Annotated in this window: 15 protein-coding genes; 8 read left to right on the top strand and 7 right to left on the bottom strand. The window is 36.8% G+C overall.

Translation table 11 applies throughout. The features are described 5' to 3' along the window. The first annotated feature begins 48 nt into the window (after nt 1-48). Entirely contained in the window at nt 49-240 is a 192-nt protein-coding gene (locus ACZZZC_RS19980; protein WP_463488027.1) for a hypothetical protein, read from the top strand. A 592-nt stretch (nt 241-832) separates the two neighbouring features. Here ACZZZC_RS19980 and ACZZZC_RS19975 read toward each other — a convergent pair. Next, complete coding sequence (locus tag ACZZZC_RS19975; RefSeq protein WP_463488026.1) at nt 833-3,961, bottom strand: PAS domain-containing protein; 3,129 nt, start codon at nt 3,959-3,961, stop codon at nt 833-835. A 302-nt stretch (nt 3,962-4,263) separates the two neighbouring features. Here ACZZZC_RS19975 and ACZZZC_RS19970 point away from each other — a divergent pair, with 302 nt between their 5' ends. Continuing rightward, entirely contained in the window at nt 4,264-6,237 is a 1,974-nt protein-coding gene (locus tag ACZZZC_RS19970) for a PAS domain-containing sensor histidine kinase (RefSeq protein ID WP_463488025.1), read from the top strand. A gap of 31 nt (nt 6,238-6,268) precedes the next feature. Here the strand turns inward: ACZZZC_RS19970 and ACZZZC_RS19965 are convergent, their stop codons facing one another. After that, on the bottom strand, nt 6,269-6,634 hold the full coding sequence (locus tag ACZZZC_RS19965) for a response regulator transcription factor (protein ID WP_463488024.1): 366 nt from the start codon (nt 6,632-6,634) through the stop codon (nt 6,269-6,271). 227 nt (nt 6,635-6,861) lie between these two features. Then, nucleotides 6,862-7,050 carry a hypothetical protein gene (locus ACZZZC_RS19960; RefSeq protein WP_463488023.1) on the bottom strand — a complete coding sequence of 63 codons (189 nt, stop codon included), beginning with the start codon at nt 7,048-7,050 and terminating at the stop codon, nt 6,862-6,864. Between the two features lie 180 nt (nt 7,051-7,230). On the opposite strand from ACZZZC_RS19960, the gene ACZZZC_RS19955 reads away from it, so the two are divergent. Both ACZZZC_RS19955 and ACZZZC_RS19950 read left to right on the top strand, forming a co-directional pair. Further along, nucleotides 7,231-7,560 (top strand): ArsR/SmtB family transcription factor, encoded by a 330-nt coding sequence (locus ACZZZC_RS19955; protein ID WP_463488022.1) that lies wholly within the window; start codon nt 7,231-7,233, stop codon nt 7,558-7,560. 45 nt (nt 7,561-7,605) lie between these two features. Further along, the gene (locus ACZZZC_RS19950) at nt 7,606-8,073 is read left to right on the top strand and encodes a DUF6428 family protein (RefSeq protein ID WP_463488021.1); all 468 of its coding nucleotides are present in this window, start codon (nt 7,606-7,608) and stop codon (nt 8,071-8,073) included. Between the two features lie 276 nt (nt 8,074-8,349). On the opposite strand, the gene ACZZZC_RS19945 is transcribed toward ACZZZC_RS19950, so the two are convergent. Both ACZZZC_RS19945 and ACZZZC_RS19940 read right to left on the bottom strand, forming a co-directional pair. Further along, nucleotides 8,350-8,727 (bottom strand): hypothetical protein, encoded by a 378-nt coding sequence (locus ACZZZC_RS19945; protein ID WP_463488020.1) that lies wholly within the window; start codon nt 8,725-8,727, stop codon nt 8,350-8,352. A 19-nt stretch (nt 8,728-8,746) separates the two neighbouring features. Then, entirely contained in the window at nt 8,747-10,264 is a 1,518-nt protein-coding gene (locus tag ACZZZC_RS19940) for a KAP family P-loop NTPase fold protein (protein ID WP_463488019.1), read from the bottom strand. A 98-nt stretch (nt 10,265-10,362) separates the two neighbouring features. On the opposite strand from ACZZZC_RS19940, the gene ACZZZC_RS19935 reads away from it, so the two are divergent. Beyond that, nucleotides 10,363-13,023 (top strand): S8 family serine peptidase, encoded by a 2,661-nt coding sequence (locus ACZZZC_RS19935; RefSeq protein WP_463488018.1) that lies wholly within the window; start codon nt 10,363-10,365, stop codon nt 13,021-13,023. 17 nt (nt 13,024-13,040) lie between these two features. On the opposite strand, the gene ACZZZC_RS19930 is transcribed toward ACZZZC_RS19935, so the two are convergent. Next, nucleotides 13,041-14,072, bottom strand: a complete 1,032-nt coding sequence (locus ACZZZC_RS19930; protein ID WP_463488017.1) for an AAA family ATPase — start codon at nt 14,070-14,072, stop codon at nt 13,041-13,043. Nucleotides 14,073-14,553: 481 nt separating this feature from the next. Here ACZZZC_RS19930 and ACZZZC_RS19925 point away from each other — a divergent pair, with 481 nt between their 5' ends. Next, nucleotides 14,554-15,516 (top strand): DUF4062 domain-containing protein, encoded by a 963-nt coding sequence (locus tag ACZZZC_RS19925; RefSeq protein WP_463488016.1) that lies wholly within the window; start codon nt 14,554-14,556, stop codon nt 15,514-15,516. A 95-nt stretch (nt 15,517-15,611) separates the two neighbouring features. Here the strand turns inward: ACZZZC_RS19925 and ACZZZC_RS19920 are convergent, their stop codons facing one another. Then, the gene (locus tag ACZZZC_RS19920; RefSeq protein WP_463488015.1) at nt 15,612-15,887 is read right to left on the bottom strand and encodes a helix-turn-helix domain-containing protein; all 276 of its coding nucleotides are present in this window, start codon (nt 15,885-15,887) and stop codon (nt 15,612-15,614) included. A gap of 604 nt (nt 15,888-16,491) precedes the next feature. Between ACZZZC_RS19920 and ACZZZC_RS19915 the strand changes: the two genes are divergently transcribed. Continuing rightward, nucleotides 16,492-16,806 carry a hypothetical protein gene (locus tag ACZZZC_RS19915; RefSeq protein WP_463488014.1) on the top strand — a complete coding sequence of 105 codons (315 nt, stop codon included), beginning with the start codon at nt 16,492-16,494 and terminating at the stop codon, nt 16,804-16,806. Between the two features lie 426 nt (nt 16,807-17,232). After that, nucleotides 17,233-17,826, top strand: a complete 594-nt coding sequence (locus ACZZZC_RS19910) for a TlpA family protein disulfide reductase (RefSeq protein ID WP_463488013.1) — start codon at nt 17,233-17,235, stop codon at nt 17,824-17,826. Nucleotide 17,827 lies beyond the last annotated feature (1 nt).

Here is a 17,827-nt window from a genome sequence, read left to right as displayed (position 1 = left end):
AAAACAAATCGTTCTCAGGCCTGTTTTAACAATATAAATAGATACGACATGGCACCTTTAAAATTAAGCGAAGAACAAAATGCTACTTTAGGCAACAAAAACCTAACAGAAAATTCAACCGATCAACCATTAGAACTTCATCCAGAGGCATATAAAGTGAAGGGACCATCTCCTGAAAAAATGAGTTCGGTATCAGCCTCACTTAGAACATACGCAAACGGCCTTTATGGTTTGTTATAACAAATTCGAAAGATTTTAAATGCCCTTATCCACTAGATAAGGGCATTTTTTTTGGAAAACATTTCAAATAGTACCTAGACTTAAAATATGTCAAGCTACTTTTTGCCTTCATCAATAACATTATTAATCCATTAATACAACTCTGTGTTGTACAGGTAATTGAAATAGTTAAGGGCGTCAAAATAATCGACAAATTCACCATTTGGGTAGATGAAATTCATACAATCTACATAATAATAGTCGATATTTGTTAGTTCTCTTATATCCCAAGAGACTATCCTTATTATGATTGAAAATTTGCCTGCAATTAAGGTTGCGACGTGCCAGCCTGTCCAAGGTGTAGGAATCATGAAACCTACCGCATCCCTAGAACCTATCTGTTTAAAAATATTTTAAATTTTATTCCTGTAAAACGATATAAATGTGACGGATGCTTCAATAGGTTTCATGCCATTTACAATACGAAATAAAATAATTTAGGGAATGGTTCAATATTTTTCATGAAGCTTATCAAGCCATAAAATAGCTTCCCTAACCATGATAGTTGAGAAAATCGACCACTTCCTAATTTTAAACTTTTAACAGAATCGTATTATAGTGGTAAACTAAAATAGAATATAGATCCCTTACCTACTTCACTCTCCAGCCAAATTTTACCATGATGCCGTTTGATAATTTCGGCACAAAGGTAAAGTCCGATTCCAAAACCAGATACCGTTTGTGGCTGATTGGTAACCCGATAATATCTTTCAAAAAGATTACCCTGATCTTCAGGCAAAATTCCAATTCCTTCATCGCTCACGGCAACCACAGCTGATCCATTGTCAACCTCACACGATACTGTAATATTGCTTGCCGTTGGCGAGTATTTTAACGCGTTGGAGATGAAATTATTGACGACTTGCCCGATTTTTTCGCGATCCGCGGTAACCCATATCTGTTCGGTTTTAAAAGTAAACTGATGGCTGTTAATCACTACATTAAATTCTTCTTCGATCTCTTTTAGTAAAATGGAAAGATCAAAATATTCTGCTTCAATATGAATTTTTCCTGATTCCAGTCTGGAAACATTTAAAAAGCTATTGATCATATTGACCATTTTTTTCGATTGATTGTTCGCTTTCTCCAATACATTAAGTGCAAAGGCATCTCCACTTTGATCAGCCTTACTTTGCAATAACTGAATGTAGGCCGTAAGTGAAGTAAGTGGCGTTTTCAATTCGTGACTAACCATGCCAATGAAATCATTTTTTCGTTGCTCATCGGCCTTCACTTCTGTGATATCTGATACAATACCAACCAATTTGGTGGCTTTACCGTCGTTATCATATCTTCCCTTTCCGTGTGAACTAACCCAATGTACAGATCCATCTGGCCAACCCACTTCATACTCCGCCTGATAAACCTGTTGATGTTTAACTGCCTCATTAATGAGCTGAGGAATGCGCTCACGATAAGGTGGAAGCATGGCTTGCAGTAAATCAGAATAAGTAAATTTCTGGTCTAAAGGCCAGCCATAACAAATCTTAAACCGATCGTTACAAACCATATCACCTGTTGCTAAATCTATTTCCGTAGAACCCAATGCACCAGCCTCGATGGCAATATTTAGTCGGTTGTTAATCTCAATCACTTCCTTTTTAGCATTAACCTGCTCGGTTACTTCAGTCACTATTTGTAAAATTCCGTCAATGTTATCTTCATCTCCTTTAATGGGTTGATAGATACTATTGAAATACCTTTCTTCAGGTATTCCGTTTTTAAGAATATACATTTTATTCTCCACGCCGAAATATGGTTGGTTCGTCGCCAAAACATCATTTAAAATGCTCAATAGTGGCTGATTAGCTTGTTCCGGCAATATCTCCAATAACCTTTTGCCATTAACAGATTCCGTTAATCCCCAAATTTCGAGCATCTTTTCATTGGCACTATCTATGATAAATTCATCAGTTTTAAACAGGTTAATAGCTACCGGAGCTTGCTGGATGAGGGAGCGGAATTTCTGTTCACTTCTGGCAAGATTATCGAGCAGGGCGGCCATTTTCTCTGTAGAATTTACTTGCTCCGTAACATCAAGTAAAACACCGCTCAGCCTGATGGCTTCTTGATGTTCGTTAAAAAGTACCTTACCTTTTGCCCTCACAATTCGCCCCCGTGCTTGCTCGGTAGTTTGAATGGTGTAAGTAGTGTCGTAATAGCCGCCCGAATCAAATTTCAATGCAGTTTGAATGGTATCGATAACCCTTTGTCTGTCTGTTATGTGAATCACATCGGTAGCCTTATTCAATTCGATTTCGTCTTCCGGCTGTAAGCCAAACCAGGTTTTCGTGAGTGCATTACCCGTAAAACGACCTGTTAAAGGATTTAAATCGAATGTGCCTAAAACAGCCGCATCAATAGCGAGTTCCAACTCATCTTGACTAACTTTAAGTTTTTCATAAATGGATGAGAGTTGATCATTAAATCGAGCCTGTTCTTCATTTGATGCTGTGAGCTCCTCATTAATGGCCACCATCTCTTCGTTTATAGCCGCCAGTTCTTCATTGAGTTCTTGTTTTTCCTGAGCCGCAGCTTCCAGTGCTTGCTTAGCCAAAACCACATCGGTAACATCAGCGGCCGTATTCATTACGCCATAAATTTCGCCCGCCTCATTACGTAGTGCTGTAAAAATATAATTGAAATAAAAAACCTGAGGTACCCCATTTACAATTAACACCAAACGTTGGTTTCTGGCTTCGAAAGAATTTCCTGTTGTAAATACCTGGTCCAACTGCTCAAAAACCGCCTGGTTATCCAGTTCAGGTAAAATATCGGCATAACGTTTTCCAATTACATTGCTGCCTTTTCCCCAAACCCCAATAATGGATGCATTGGCAAAAGTGATCGTCATTTCTTTACCGATATAAACACCGATAGGGAAAGGTGCATTTTCGATAATGCTTCTGGTACGAAATTCACTTTCGGCTAAATTGGCGAGGGTTTGTTCCAGTTTTGCTGAACTATCAAACAATAATTGATTGCTTTGAATAAGCTCTTCATTTGTTGCCGCTAACTCCTCATTTGATGCCCGGATTTCTTCGTTTGAAGCCTCAAGTTCCTGGTTTAGATAGGCAATTGTAGTAATCCTCTCGGTTACTTTGCGCTCCAGGGCCTCACTCAATAACCTAAAGTTTTCTTTGCTCTGCTGAAGTTCTTCATTAGTAGTATTTAATTCCTCCATCGAAGCGGCGAGCGCCTCATTTGTGGAAGCCAGCTCAATGTTCAATTCTTGTTCGTGTGCCAGGGCTTTCTCTTTCGCTTCGCTCTCAGCAGCAATATTTCTAACCCTATTTATCTCCGTCACATCGGTGGTGGTGTGTAAGATGTATTCTGTTTCACCAACTTGATTTTTAACTGCCTGATAGCTGAAATCGAAGTAAAATAGCTGTAGCTGTCCATTTACTACAAGTTCTGCAGGGGTATTTTTGCTTTCGTAGGTCTGGCCGCTTTTCCAAACTTCTTTCAGGATACTAATAAATGGTTGCCCAACAATTTCAGGCAATGCTTCTGCAATTGTTTTTCCAATAACAGAGCGATCTTTTCCCCATAGGGATATCATTGCATCGTTAGCAAAATGAATATAAATATCTTCAGTTGAATAAATGGCCGTAGCATTAGGCACTTTCGATAGGATCTCTAATAACTTTGTATCGGTAAACCGGGTCGGCGAAGGATTCATCTAAGTTTCTATTTTTTGTCGGATTAAAGGTTTTATAGCCTATTATTAACGGAATAGCTTTAATTTGGTTTGGTAAAATTTGAGTTTTTTTAGATCGTATACTGATCGTTTTTTGGTTCACCAAAAAATGAATAACCTTATTGTCAATCATTTCGGTAGATGAATGATTCAGACGGGTAGGTACATCATTTTTATATTCATTATAGGATAGATTGTGAACAGGGCTGTGCAAAAAAAAAACTACAAAGCTCTTAGCTCTGCATATCCTTTACATAGGGCAATTTTTCTATCTTTGGTATTCCATGAATATCGAAGAACAATCATCCCGGGAGGATTTTAGTGGAGAGCTAATCATCCAGGCCCTTGGATGCTCGCCAGAGGCAACAGCCATATATACCGATGAGGATATGATCATCCGTTTTGCAAATGAAGGAATGCTGGAGGTTTGGGGGAAGAGTCCTTCAGTAATCGGAAAACCGCTGATGGAAGCGCTTCCTGAGCTAGAAGGTCAACCTTTCCTCGGTCTGCTTCAACAGGTGTGGCGTTCTGGTCAAACTTATTCCGTAAGCGATGCGCCAGTTCATGTGATCAAAAACGGAGTTTCTACGACTGATTATTATGATTATGAGTATAAAGCACTTTTAAACAAGGAGGGCAGAACCTGGTGTATCCTAAATACCGCCCGGAAGGTGAGTTCGAGACGGGAATATCTGGAGCGGATTCAGAGAAAAGAAGAAAAAGAACAATCACTGATGGAGGAGATGGCGGCTACTATGGAAGAGCTGAGTTCTACCAACGAAGACCTGAACACCTCGCTGAAGCTGCTCGGAGAAAGTCGCGAACATATTAGAACAATCATAGAACAGGCACCAGTAGGGATCGCAATGCTGCAGGGACCGGAACATATCATAGAGATTGCCAACCCAGCCATTTTAAAAATTTGGGGACGTTCACTTTCAGAAGTTGAGGGGCTTCCGCATGAAAAGGCCCGACCGGAACTTATCGGCCAGCCGGTTAACAGGTGGCTCAACGAGGTATTTACGACAGGGCAGCGACGAATAAACAATGAATTTACTGTCAGATTGAGAGACCACGGCGGCTTGCGTGAAGCTATCGTTAATTCAATTTATCAACCCGTATTCTCCTCCGATGGATTAGTGAGTGGCGTATTGGTGATTCTGGAGGAAATTACCCAATTGGTACTTGATCGACGGGCAAGTGAGAAAGATCAACAAATGCTTTTGCTGGCCGTAGAGGCAGGAGATCTTGCCACATTTTTTTATGAGCCGAAAACAAATCTTTTCTCTGGCAATGCATTATTAAAGTCATGGTTTGGACTTCCTGAAGCTCAAAATATCGATTTGGGTATTGCATTTTCCAGTATTTTGGATGAAGATAGGGCCAGGGTCGAAGAGGCCATCATGGAATCGTTGAGCGCTACCTCAAACGGGAATTATTTTATTGAATACCGCATCTTTAATCCTGAGGATCCAAACGGAAGACTTGTACAGGCCCGGGGTAAGGTGTTTTACGATAATAATGGAAATGTGGTGAGTTTAAACGGAACCTTGCGTGATATTACCGAACAAAAAAAGGATGAGCAAAGGAAAGATGACTTCATGGCTATGGTCAGTCATGAACTGAAAACGCCGCTTACTTCTCTTAATGCTTATCAGCAGCTCATGCAGCGTAACGCCATGCTTTCCGGAGATCAGAAGTTGGAAGGAATACTAGAAAAATCACTCCGCCAGGTACGCAACATGACTTCCATGATCAATGGCTTTCTAAATATATCCCGACTGGATTCTGGTAAAATGCTGTTGGCACAATCTTCTTTTGATCTTAAAGCATTGTTTTATGAACTCGAAGACGAAGTTCATTCCACTGTACATACCCATAGAATTGTTTTTGAAAAGAACGAAAGCGTTGACCTTTATGCCGACAGAGACAAGATCTCACAGGTTATTCATAACCTGATTGGCAATGCCGTGAAATATTCACCAATTGGTAGCGACATCAATATTTCCTACTCTAAACCTGAGAATGGAAAAGTTGCGATTGTGGTGAAGGACCATGGAATGGGAATTGATGAGCAAGACCAGCAACAGATTTTTGAACGCTATTACCGGATAAAAAGTCCAAACATGGGATCAATTGCAGGTTTTGGAATCGGCCTCTATCTCTGCAAGGAAATTGTCGAGCTTCATAAAGGGGAGATAAAACTCGAAAGTAGGGAAGGAGCAGGGGCTACATTTATAGTTGAGCTTCCAGCCTAGTTTTTTGTGTCAAAATTGGACTTAGCTCTTTTTAATTTAAAATGAGTTCCTTGATGTTGAGCAAAAGGTGGCTGCTTTCAAATGGCTTTCCAATAATACCATCTGCAAGACATTCGATTTCGGAAATATCCTGGTAACTCAAACCTGTTAATAACAGGATGGGGATGTGGGCAGTGGCATCGCTATTTTTAAGCTCATCGCAAATGGTTCTGCCGTCGCCATCTCCAAGGGCGATATCCAGAATAATTAGATCAGGGTGAAAATCCTCATTAAGTTTATCAATTGATTGATGGTTAGGCGATGATCTCACTTCAAAACCTTCTGTGCAAAGAAAATCTTCAAGTGCTTCAAGCAATTCAACATCGTCATCAATCACCAAAATCTTATTTTTGGTCATAATACCATTCTTTAAATATGGTTGTAAATGTAAGTAAAATATTAATTTTTTATTTCAATACTAAGAAGGTGTAAACGACGTATTTTTTCAACGTAGCAAATTATTTACAGTAGTAGCAGGGAAGAGTTTTTAAATTTTCAATAATTTGTATAGGTAATTTCTAACCAGCTGTTAACATAAGCAATATGGGCGACAATGACTATTACCTGCTACTAAGAAAAGGCATCTTACTGCATTGTGGGATGGAGGATATCAGTGATAATAACTGTAAAATTATTTCCATTCAGATATTTAAGCAGGATCAGAATTACATTTCTCTCACCAATATCAAACGATTTTTTGGCCTTTTGCCAATAGCTTCCCAGTTTTCGCCATTTATCCTCAATAGCCTTTCCCAGTTTATAGGTTATCATCATTGGATAGACTTTAAAGAAAATGTAACGGGCTAGTTGATAAATTGAGTTTTTTGGGACATTACCCGGCCAACAGGTTAAGGTTTAATTTAATATTCATGGTTAAGTATGTCTGTTTAAAAAAATAAAAACCAGAATATTTTTACTTCTGATAGGTATATCGTAATATTGCGATATATCATTATGGGACTTACAAAATCAGAGATATTTACTGCCAACCAGAACCAGCTTTCTACCTTGCTGAAAGCAATTGCGCATCCTGCCCGGATCGCTATCCTGCAAAGAATCATCATTTCAAATACTTGTATCTGCGGGGATTTAGTAGGCGAGCTTGGCCTGGCTCAAGCAACTATTTCTCAGCATCTGAAAGAATTAAAATTAGCCGGCATTATTCAGGGCACAATAGAAGGTGTAAGTGTATGCTACTGTATTAATCCGAAAACGTGGAAACTGTTAGAAACACAACTTGGTGGATTTTTGGCTTCATATAAGGGCGAAACTACCTGCTGTTAACTTTTTTTACCAAATTCCATCGTTACATTGCAATAATACTAAAATATGAAACTATCAGAAATAAAAACAATACTTGCAACAGCTGAAGCAGTGAATTTTAAACTGGAAAACGGCAATACGGTGCCCGAACATTTCCATGTAACTGAGGTGGGGATTATTACCAAAGATTTTATCGACTGCGGTGGAACTGTACGCCATGAAAAAGTAGCTAACTTCCAGTTATGGGATGCTGCCGATGAGGAACACCGCTTAAAAGCAGGGAAGTTACTCCAGATCATTTCCCTCTCAGAAAAGGTTTTAGGTATGGAAGATCTGGAAATTGAAGTAGAGTATCAGGCAGAAACTATTGGTAAGTACGACCTGGGCTTTGATGGGCAGAACTTTCTTTTGCTGGCCAAGAAAACGGCTTGTTTAGCTATGGATAAATGTGGAGTTCCGGCTGAGAAACAAAAAATTAACCTGGTAAATCTGGCATCAGGTTTGACTTGTACTCCAGGTGGTGGCTGCTGCTAATTTTGCAGCCGGGAAATATGATGATGAGCACAAAACTCTTTTAGCAACTTGATGGTGTAGTTAACGAATTTCGCTTTGACAGCATCCCATCAGATCGCAAAACGTTATGACAACCTTTAGTAGATTGTATTCAGAAGAAACAAGCTACTCAAAGTGAGCTGCGCCTTAATTTCATTTGCACACACAATTCACGTAGAAGTCATCTTTCGCAGGTGTAGGCGCAAACAGCTACGGCTTATTATGGTATTAAAAATGTCTTATTACTAATACGAAGAATTAACTTCCTTTTAGTTTCTCTAAAATTTGCGTAAGTTTATTTTGTTTGTGTGAATTATCCTCACTAAAATAAAAATGATTGTAATCATCCCAATTTTGGCTACTATGTCTTTCTTGCTCTCGCTGTTTAAATTCTACTTCCAAAGCTTTTAGTTCACCATCTAGATATTGGGATAGCTTTTTAATTAAATCATCACGATCTAGAAATGTAATGGGTTGATCATTAAATAAGATAATATAATATTTTTCATCTGAAACAAGGTCGTGGATGTGCCTGAACTTATAAAAAACATAACCTGAATTTCTGAGTTGTGTCTTAATATTAAGCTTGAAAAACTTATCTAGCTTGAGATAAGTATCGTAAATTTCATCATGCATTTATTTGTACGGATTAAAGTTATAATAAGTACCTGGCCATTTTGAAATAGTTTCCGAAAATATAATCACTATAAGAACTATTCTCAATTTCCCCTTTGTATTTGATGAGAAATGCACAGAATAAATTGTGGATGCTATCCTTTGGAAAATGATCAACGAAATTTATCAATTTATCATCAGATATAGCGGACCAAGTTTTTACATTTGGGTCTGCAAATATCAGCAGAAACATGAAAAATGATCTTTTAACCGAGCCTGGACTACTATTCTTAGCCAGCAGAACCGAAAAAGAAGTTTCTGATAATGCAACAAGGGTAAATTGTTTTATCGAACCTGAGGCTGTTGTAAGATCATAATTTCCATTAGTTCTCCTAGCAAAATTATAAAGTGGTTCTATGTAACCTTTCATTTTGCCCTCATAATTTTCTATTTCTTCAAATTTATCAAAGTGATTTTCATATAGAATAATAAAATATAAACATAACACAGATTCGAATAAATTACCTCTTTCATCCTTAAAAATTAAACTCGGTATATATGCCCGAATTGATTTAGGAATAGATAAACTTACTTTGAACGAACAAAGAATCTCATATTTGTTAAGTATTTTTTTTATGTGACGGGGATTTGTAAATTGAATAGAATGAAAGAAATCCTCTATTATCTCAATGTTTTGTTTTTCTATAGGCCCCAGCCCTCTTTGATTTGGATAAAAAAAGTTTTCCAAGTATTTCGTTAACGAAAAGACTTTAGGCATACCAAATGTGATGTCAAAAACCTTTTCTAGATATTCTTCACTTTTAATCACATCATGATATTTTGTTTTAACAGCTTTAGTAACCGCTTCCTTGTCTAATCCGGAAAAAAAAATAGTGTGCTCGCCATAGGTAAAAAAAAGTTTTAGGGCAGTAATAAGGTTCAACACGTTTTCAGGTTCACATCTATCAAGATCATCAACAAAAACGATGATACGTGTAGCATTTTTTTTGTTTAACAAAAGCTCTTCAATTGCCAAAAAACTTTGTTTGAATTCTTTGTTTTCACTGAAAAAAGAATGGTCTTTTTTCTCAGCTTTAATTTGGTCTATGGTGTCAACCAGTTTTCCGCCATCAAAATTAATTTCTGATCCAAGTAAGGGTCCACCAACTTTAACACTGATTGCACTGGTAAAGCCTTTTAACATGTTAATTGCAGCAACTCTGAATTCCTTAATTTGTTCGAGAGCACCATTGTCAGCTATTTCAGCAGTAAGGGCATCGCATAATGATAATGCTAAATTTTCATCTTTTTCATGTGCCCAAGCCTCAAAAAATAGTGGGAAATAAATGTTTTTATTAATCTCTTGTTCAATATGCCGCATTAGGGAGGTTTTGCCACTTCCCCATTTGCCATATAATGCCAGCATTTTATTTTCTTTCAACGAATTTGGATTATCCTCTAAAAAATATCTAATGGCATCTGCTTTGATTTTGAAATCAAATGCATCTTCTTTTTCGTAGTCCTTTATTTCGCGGTTTGCAGAAAGGTTAGTAATCATGAGCGTTATCTATTTTAACAAATATATTAATCATTTTACTAGTTTTTTGCGCTTTGAAAACAAAGTATTAACTTCCATAAAATTAACTTCTCAATAATATGGCAAATAGACCACATTTATTTTTAAATAATCCCCGAGGCCAGAAAAAATACTTTAATGCTTCACGTAAAATTGATCCCACTACAGTGCCTGACTCACCACCAGAAGCTTATCGAAGGCAAAAAATCAAACTAAACAATAGCTTAAAATTGATTGAAGAAGGTATAAAGACTAGAGTTAGCGAAAGAACATTACTAGATATACCTGAACACCTCGAATACATCGAGGTGCATTTCTTCGTCATTTTTAATGATAACGAACCTTACAAGACAAAAAGTAATTTTAAGCGTTTTGGGTTAATACCAGTTATATACAGAAACTTCAACCAATCTGTCGTATTTGCAATTAGTGACGGGGAGAAATTTAAAGATTTTATTAAGTTACTAAACGAGTTCATCAACAGCCGCGATGACGTGTCTCCTAAAAATACTAAATATAGTATTTCAACAATTATACATGATTTCGAATTTTTGAGCACTTTAAACATAGAGGGATATATTGGTGATAACGTTGTGCTAAGTTTAGTAAATCGCAGTGAAGATATTAAGCGGGAATATGACTTGATTCTGGTCAACCTACTCGAGTATTTAAAGTCTCTTAGTAGATCAGGTGTAATAGAAGGTTTTAGTACTGATGAGCATAGCACAATAGAGATTAAAAACATATCTAGAGATCAAGTTTCAGTGTTATCAAAGAATTTTGATGTGATCTTTAAAATTCAAAGCCTGCGCATTCCAACAATCGCTAATGACGAATTTAATATACCGCACTTAACCTGGAATATCACGATTGGGCCACCTGAAGTTGATATTATTATTGGTATTATTGATAATGGCGTTAGGCGAATAGCGCCATTGCAAAATATCATATTAGATTCTACGCTCGATATCACAAATCCTATATTACCTAACCCCAATAACACCAATCATACGCATGGTACCGTTGTTGCTTCCATAGCGGCATTGGGTGCCGATATTTTTAACCCAGATATTAATGCGCTCGTTGCTGATGCATTCATTTTACCGATAAAAATCATCAATGATTATGATGGATTCTTTAACATCTACGACATTGAAAAAATGATTAAAAGAGCTGCAAGAGAAGGCGTCAGGATTTTTAATTTGTCAGTATGTGGTCCTGCAATAAATTATAATTCTGTGGTTTCTGAATATGCTTATCTACTTGATAAATTAGCCTACCATTTAGACATCATCATTTTTATTGCGACTGGCAATTTGCAAGAAGATGATATGGCCGCAATGAACGAGCCGGGTAATGAACATAAGTTGCATAATTATCCGAATCACTTCTTCAATCCAAATAGCGAAAGTGACTTTCATAATTGTGAAGCCACTAATATTTGTATACCTGCAGAGAGCTATAACAATATTACGGTTGGTGCTATTGCAGAAAACTTTAATAAAGATTCAAATGCACACCTTACACCTTTTAAAGAATTACCAGCATATTATACTCGGAAACATTATTTAAATCCATTAGCCAAAATAAATGAAACGCACTTTCAGGATAGCCAAAAAAATAAGAATATAAATAAACCAGATATTGTGATGCCAGGGGGAGACCGATTTAATCCTTCATCAGGTTTACAGGTTTTTGGCTTTGGGCTCAACGGTAATGATTTTTATCAGCAAAATTCGGGCACAAGTTTAGCTGCGCCACTTGCTGCAAATTTAGCAGCTAAAATACTAAAGCAATACGGTTCTTTAAAAATGCAGTCGGTTAAAGCCCTGATTTTAAATAGTGCCCAGCAATACGGAAATTCATCTTTCCTTAATGAACTGGAACTTAAAATTAAAGAAGAAGAAAGCCAAAAAATGTTTGGCTTGCCTTACGATTCTTTACATACCAGAACACAAAAACCAATCATCAACAAACTTTTCTCCGCCGATAGTCTTTACAAATCCCTTGTTGGATTTGGTATGCCTCAGGTAGAAAAAATGCTTTACTCTGATGACAAATCGGTAACGATTATTATAGAAGATGTTATATCTTCCAAAACCTACAAGGCCATTAACATTAACATCCCACCGTACTTACTTCAGTATAGTAAAGATTCGCCCATCATAAGTGTCGAAGCTACCTTGTGCTATAAATTTTTTCCAATATGGGGCAATCAATTAGCATACAACCCACTACACATCAGTTTTAATTTTGTCAACCATCAGGTGATAGATCAGCCTGCTGAAATAGCAGAAATACTATCTGACAGTAAACACGACTACTTTGATCAGTTTTATACAGAGCACATGGACGATGATCAAAGGAGGGCAGCAAGGAAAGTTGCATTAGGGATTAAGAAGGATTTACAACCATGGTCTGAAGACTTTTATCCACCTGCTAATAAACCTTTCTCAAATGTTCAAAAACTTAAACTTCTAATCAACAAGAATGAAATTAATAAGGTAAGTCAGCAAATCACCTTAGCTGTTCGGTGTACGCATAAACAGGAATTAGAAAGAGAAATGGTCGAATTTCTTGCTCAAAAGAATCATGAGTTTTCAATTGCACTCACCATAACTGAAAAGCCAAATCAAGAGTTAAATAATTTTAGTTTATATGATGAAATGGAACTTTGGAATAACCTTGAGCCAATCGCTGGCCTCGAGCTTAATGGTGACTTGAACGCAGAATTTGACTAATAAAAAACAGCCTTGAATTATTTATTCAAGGCTGTTTTTTCTTCCGATAACAAGTTTTTCCAAATCGATGTATTAATTACATTCACCAAAGGTATTGTTTTTCGTTCCTTTTTTTGTTTAAAAAGACTTTGTTTAATGGCTGTTATCAATGTTTTCTGTATACTGTAATAAGATAAGCCTAATGCATTTTTAGAAATCGTTTCAGCAATTTTAGCTTTGTCAAATTTAAATTTACCACTTTTTAATGTTAGCGCAATTAGATCTGCAATCTGAATTACGCCAGGCAGCTCAAATTTTAAGTTTAAATCAAAGCGGCGCATTAATGCATCATCAATCATATCCACCTGATTGGTAGCCGCTATTACAATGCTAGATTGTGGCAAATAATCGAAAAGCTGTAAAATGGTATTCACAACCCTTTTCATTTCTCCATGATCTTGACTATAATCTCTTACTTTGCCCAATGAATCGAATTCATCAATAAAAATAATACAATCTTCTGTTGCTGCCTTTCTAAAAATTTTTGCTAAATTCTTACTGGTTTCACCCAACTTTGATGAAACAATAGCCCCCAGGTTAACCACTATCATCGTCTTTTTGAGCTCGCCTGCAATAACATAGGAAGCCAAAGTTTTACCGCAACCGCTCGGGCCATGCAGCAGTACTTTATTAGCAACAGGCAAATCGTACATGGAGAGCATCTCAAGAGATTGGTGCTCCTGAAGGAAATATTGCAAACGGGTTTTAATAGATTCATCACAAACTAAATTCTCAAATGTGTATTCAGAATTTAATCTTTGTAGGATCAGTTCATCCGTTTCACGCTCATCTTGATGCCTGAAATAACTTGGCGAGCCAACTTTCACCAGTTTTTGAAGATCTTTCCCTTTTACCGTATCCTTAATAATCGATTGCATTTGCAATGCCTGATTAAGTTTTTTAGCGCCTTTAGAGTATTCAATAAATTCATTTACAACAGACACAAGTTTCTCCTGGTTGTTTTCCAAACCATACTTTGCCAAGTCTTTTATGTAATCAAATTGTGTCATCTTATTGAGAGCGCAAAGCTAGCGTTTTTATTGAATATTATAAATCTAACACTTAAAACCGACTAAAACAATAGTGTGAACTGTTATTATATGATAAACTAGTCTGTTTTAACTATTGTTTCCAGTAACATAGATTGAACATATTACTATATTTTGTTAAATACATTTTTGTTTTTTAGGCTTTAGGTCTTTGATGTTGCATATTCGTATTCATCATATTTTTAAAATGTACAACATATAACATTTTGAAAAGAAGTGCTATTATCCTTCCTAGCTCTCACTTAATACAAAATTGTATGCAATCTAAAATTCGTAGTATTCTTCCGTTGATCCAATCTTAGTATTTGTTAATTTTATTTAATTCATTAACATTGTGTTTAAACCAAACTATTTAAATTTTGGCTCGAGCATGTTATGCTTTACCTAAACATCAATAGCTGGTTTTTTACTGGAAATTGCGGAGGATTAAAAAAAAATATTTATGGCAAAACCGAGAGTTTTTATAAGCTCAACTTTCTATGATCTAAAACAAACTAGAGCTGATATTGATTTATTTCTTGATCAGTTAGGATATGAGCCAGTTCGGAATGAAGAAGGAGATATCCCATATGGAAAAGATGATGCACTTGAGGAATATTGTTATAAAGAAATTAAAAGCATTGATATACTCATCTCTATTGTAGGCGGAAGATTTGGTTCCGAATCAAAAAAACATGATTCCTCAGTTTCACAAATGGAAATCAGGGCTGCATTAGCTGAAAACAAACAAATATATATATTCATAGATAAAAATGTCCTTTCAGAATATGAAACATACTTACTTAATAAAGACGCAGAAACTAAATACAGATATGTAGATGATACCAGAATATATCAATTTATTGAAGAAATAAAGTCGCTGAGGTCAAATAATAATATCAAGGGATTTGATACCGTGTCGGATATTACGAAATACTTAAAGGATCAATTGGCCGGTCTTTTTCAACGTTTCTTACAGGAACAAACTAGAGTTAAAGAGGTTAATTTGATTAAAGGTTTAGAGAAAACTGCACAAACATTAAACAGATTAGTAAATTATCTTAGCGATGAAAATAAGGATCAAGCTGAGGAGATAAACAGAATTCTAATGATAAACCATCCACTGACTGAATACATTAGAACCGAGATGGGTATCAGGTATAATTTTTATATTGAAGGCTTTGAAGATCTAAAATCATTTATGGACGCCTATGGTTATATTTTGGTAGAAGATGAACCTATTTTTGAACCATATGAGTTCTTTCGGACAACGAACAACAAAACATACAGATTAAAAATCGCACTAAATGTTTTTGACGAAGAGAAAAAATTAAGGTTTTATCGGAAAACTGATTGGAATACAGAATGGTGTATATATTCTACTGAATCTTTAGTGCTAGGAGAAGATGATGATTTACCATTTTAATAATCGCTTTCATGAAAGGTACGAAGACAAATAATTGAATATTGGAAAATCACTCAGAATTGGCAGGCTAATTTAGGCTGCCTTTTTTGCTAATATTATCCCTTATTTAGCTTCCTTACGGGATGATATTTCGGGATAGTAACTTCGAAGTCGAATAGGTCTTTAGGTTGAATTTCGAGAGCTTTGCATACTGCTACAAGACCACTTACAGACATGTTTTTTGTTCCTCGAATGATTCTATAAACTTGACTATAGCTAAAACCAGTCCTGTCTTCTACATCCTCAAGCGTGATTTTCTTTGTTTTGGAAATTGACCATAATCTTACCCGTATTTCTTGGAGAAGTGCTTCATCAATATACTGTTCTGCCATGCGACCAAAGTCACATTTTGACTAAAAACTTATTATTCCAAATTTGGTATATTATGATATATTTATTATATTCGTTTATTATAATTAGGTATTAATAAGAGTCTTGCCATTACAAATTCTGACGCCGTAACGCAAGACAGCAAATTGATGCCCATATCTATGTGTAGGTGTATATATTTGTACTTCGAAATAGATGTGGGATTGCTGTAAACCCGTGTTACGTAAGGCGTCAGAAACTTTTTTGTAGTGACGGTAGGTAATCCCACATATATTACCTCCCATCAAGGCTCGTGTTGTAATCAATACGAGTATGAACCAAAACACTAAACAGTTACCATTCGTTTCCTCTCCTCATCCCAGGGCGGTACTGGCTTTTGCGTTCAGCTTATTTTCAAATCATTCCCAATATGTTACCCATCCCATTAAATGTCCTTTCGATTATTTGTATGCGTTGAAGCCTAAGAATCCTGTATAGCGAAATAGCAAATCCTGTCCCGCCCTTATCTTATATCAAATGGGTTAATGAAGTTAGTGTTGGGGGCGGGCAGGGTTTTGCTATTATTACGCTTAAAGCCCAATCCTAATTCTTCCTTTATGGTTAAAAATGCAACCTGTGTTGTTGTATGTAAAAGGAGAAATTGCCAAAAGGTGGAGAAGAATCCCCTTCGCCCACCTACCGCAGGCAGGTAAAGACGAATGGGTTGAGCAGAGGATTGTCCTTCGACAGGCTCAGGATGACAGGTGGCACTTTCTATATGGCCTATATGCCTATATGGTTTTTGTAGAAATGATCGTCCTTCGAAAGGCTCAGGATGACAGGTGGAAATGGAACCTGAAAGCTATATGGTCTATATCCCTTATATGGTTAACAATGCAACCTGGGTTGTTGCCGATTAAAGGAGAGATTGCCAAAAAGTAGAGAAGAATCCCCTTCGCCCGCCTATCGCAGGCAGGTAATGACGAATGGGTTGAGCAGAGGATTGTCCTTCGACAGGCTCAGGATGACAGGTGGCACTTTCTATATGGCCTATATGCCTATATGGTTTTTGTAGAAATGATCGTCCTTCGAAAGGCTCAGGATGACAGGTGGAAATGGAACCTGAAAGCTATATGGTCTATATACCTTATATGGTTAACAATGCAACTTGGGTTGTTGCCGATTAAAGGAGAGATTGCCACGGAGACTAAAAGCCATCCTGGCCCGCCTACCGTAGGCAGGCGATGACGTAGGGGGGTGATGAGCTTATGATCTGTCGAATTAAACTTAAGCTTTCGGTACGGCTCGGGGTAACTGTTGAGCCGTATCAATTATTAACGATTAACTAAACAAACTAATACAAAATTTATGATTCAAAAAATAACGATAGCTATCGTAATGGCTATGCTTTGCCTGAATTTTTGGGTTATTGCACAAGTTAAACCTCAAGTACTAAAGCCAGTGAAAGTTGGGCAACAGGTACCTAATGAATTGTGGGATATGCCGATGAAGATATATAAAAACGGTAAATATAGCACCGAAACCTTGCGAAAGTATAAAGGAAAAGTAATTGTTATCGATTTTTGGGCTACCTGGTGTGGGTATTGTGTTGAGGGGTTTCCCAAGTTGAGCAAATTGCAGGATAGCCTTGAAAGCGGGTTACAGGTTTTTCTAGTTAATAAAAAAAGTGTGGGTGATACGCCAGAAAAAATTGCAAGAGTATACGAGTTAAATGCAAGCCATTTAAAAGATATGCCTATTGTAGTAGAGGATACACTACTTGAGCAGCTTTTTCCAACTGTTTCTTTACCTACCTATGCAGTGATATCCGGAGATCGATATTTGGAGGGCATAACCCAAAGCTACCTGTTTACTGAGGCTGCAATTGTAGCTATAGTAAAGGAAAGAAATAGCTTACTGGAAATTAGACGTAGGATAAAAGAAGAGAGGGAGGGTAATTGAT

This window comes from Pedobacter sp. AC212 (assembly GCF_979258625.1).
This window is presented reverse-complemented; position numbering and strand designations above follow the sequence as displayed.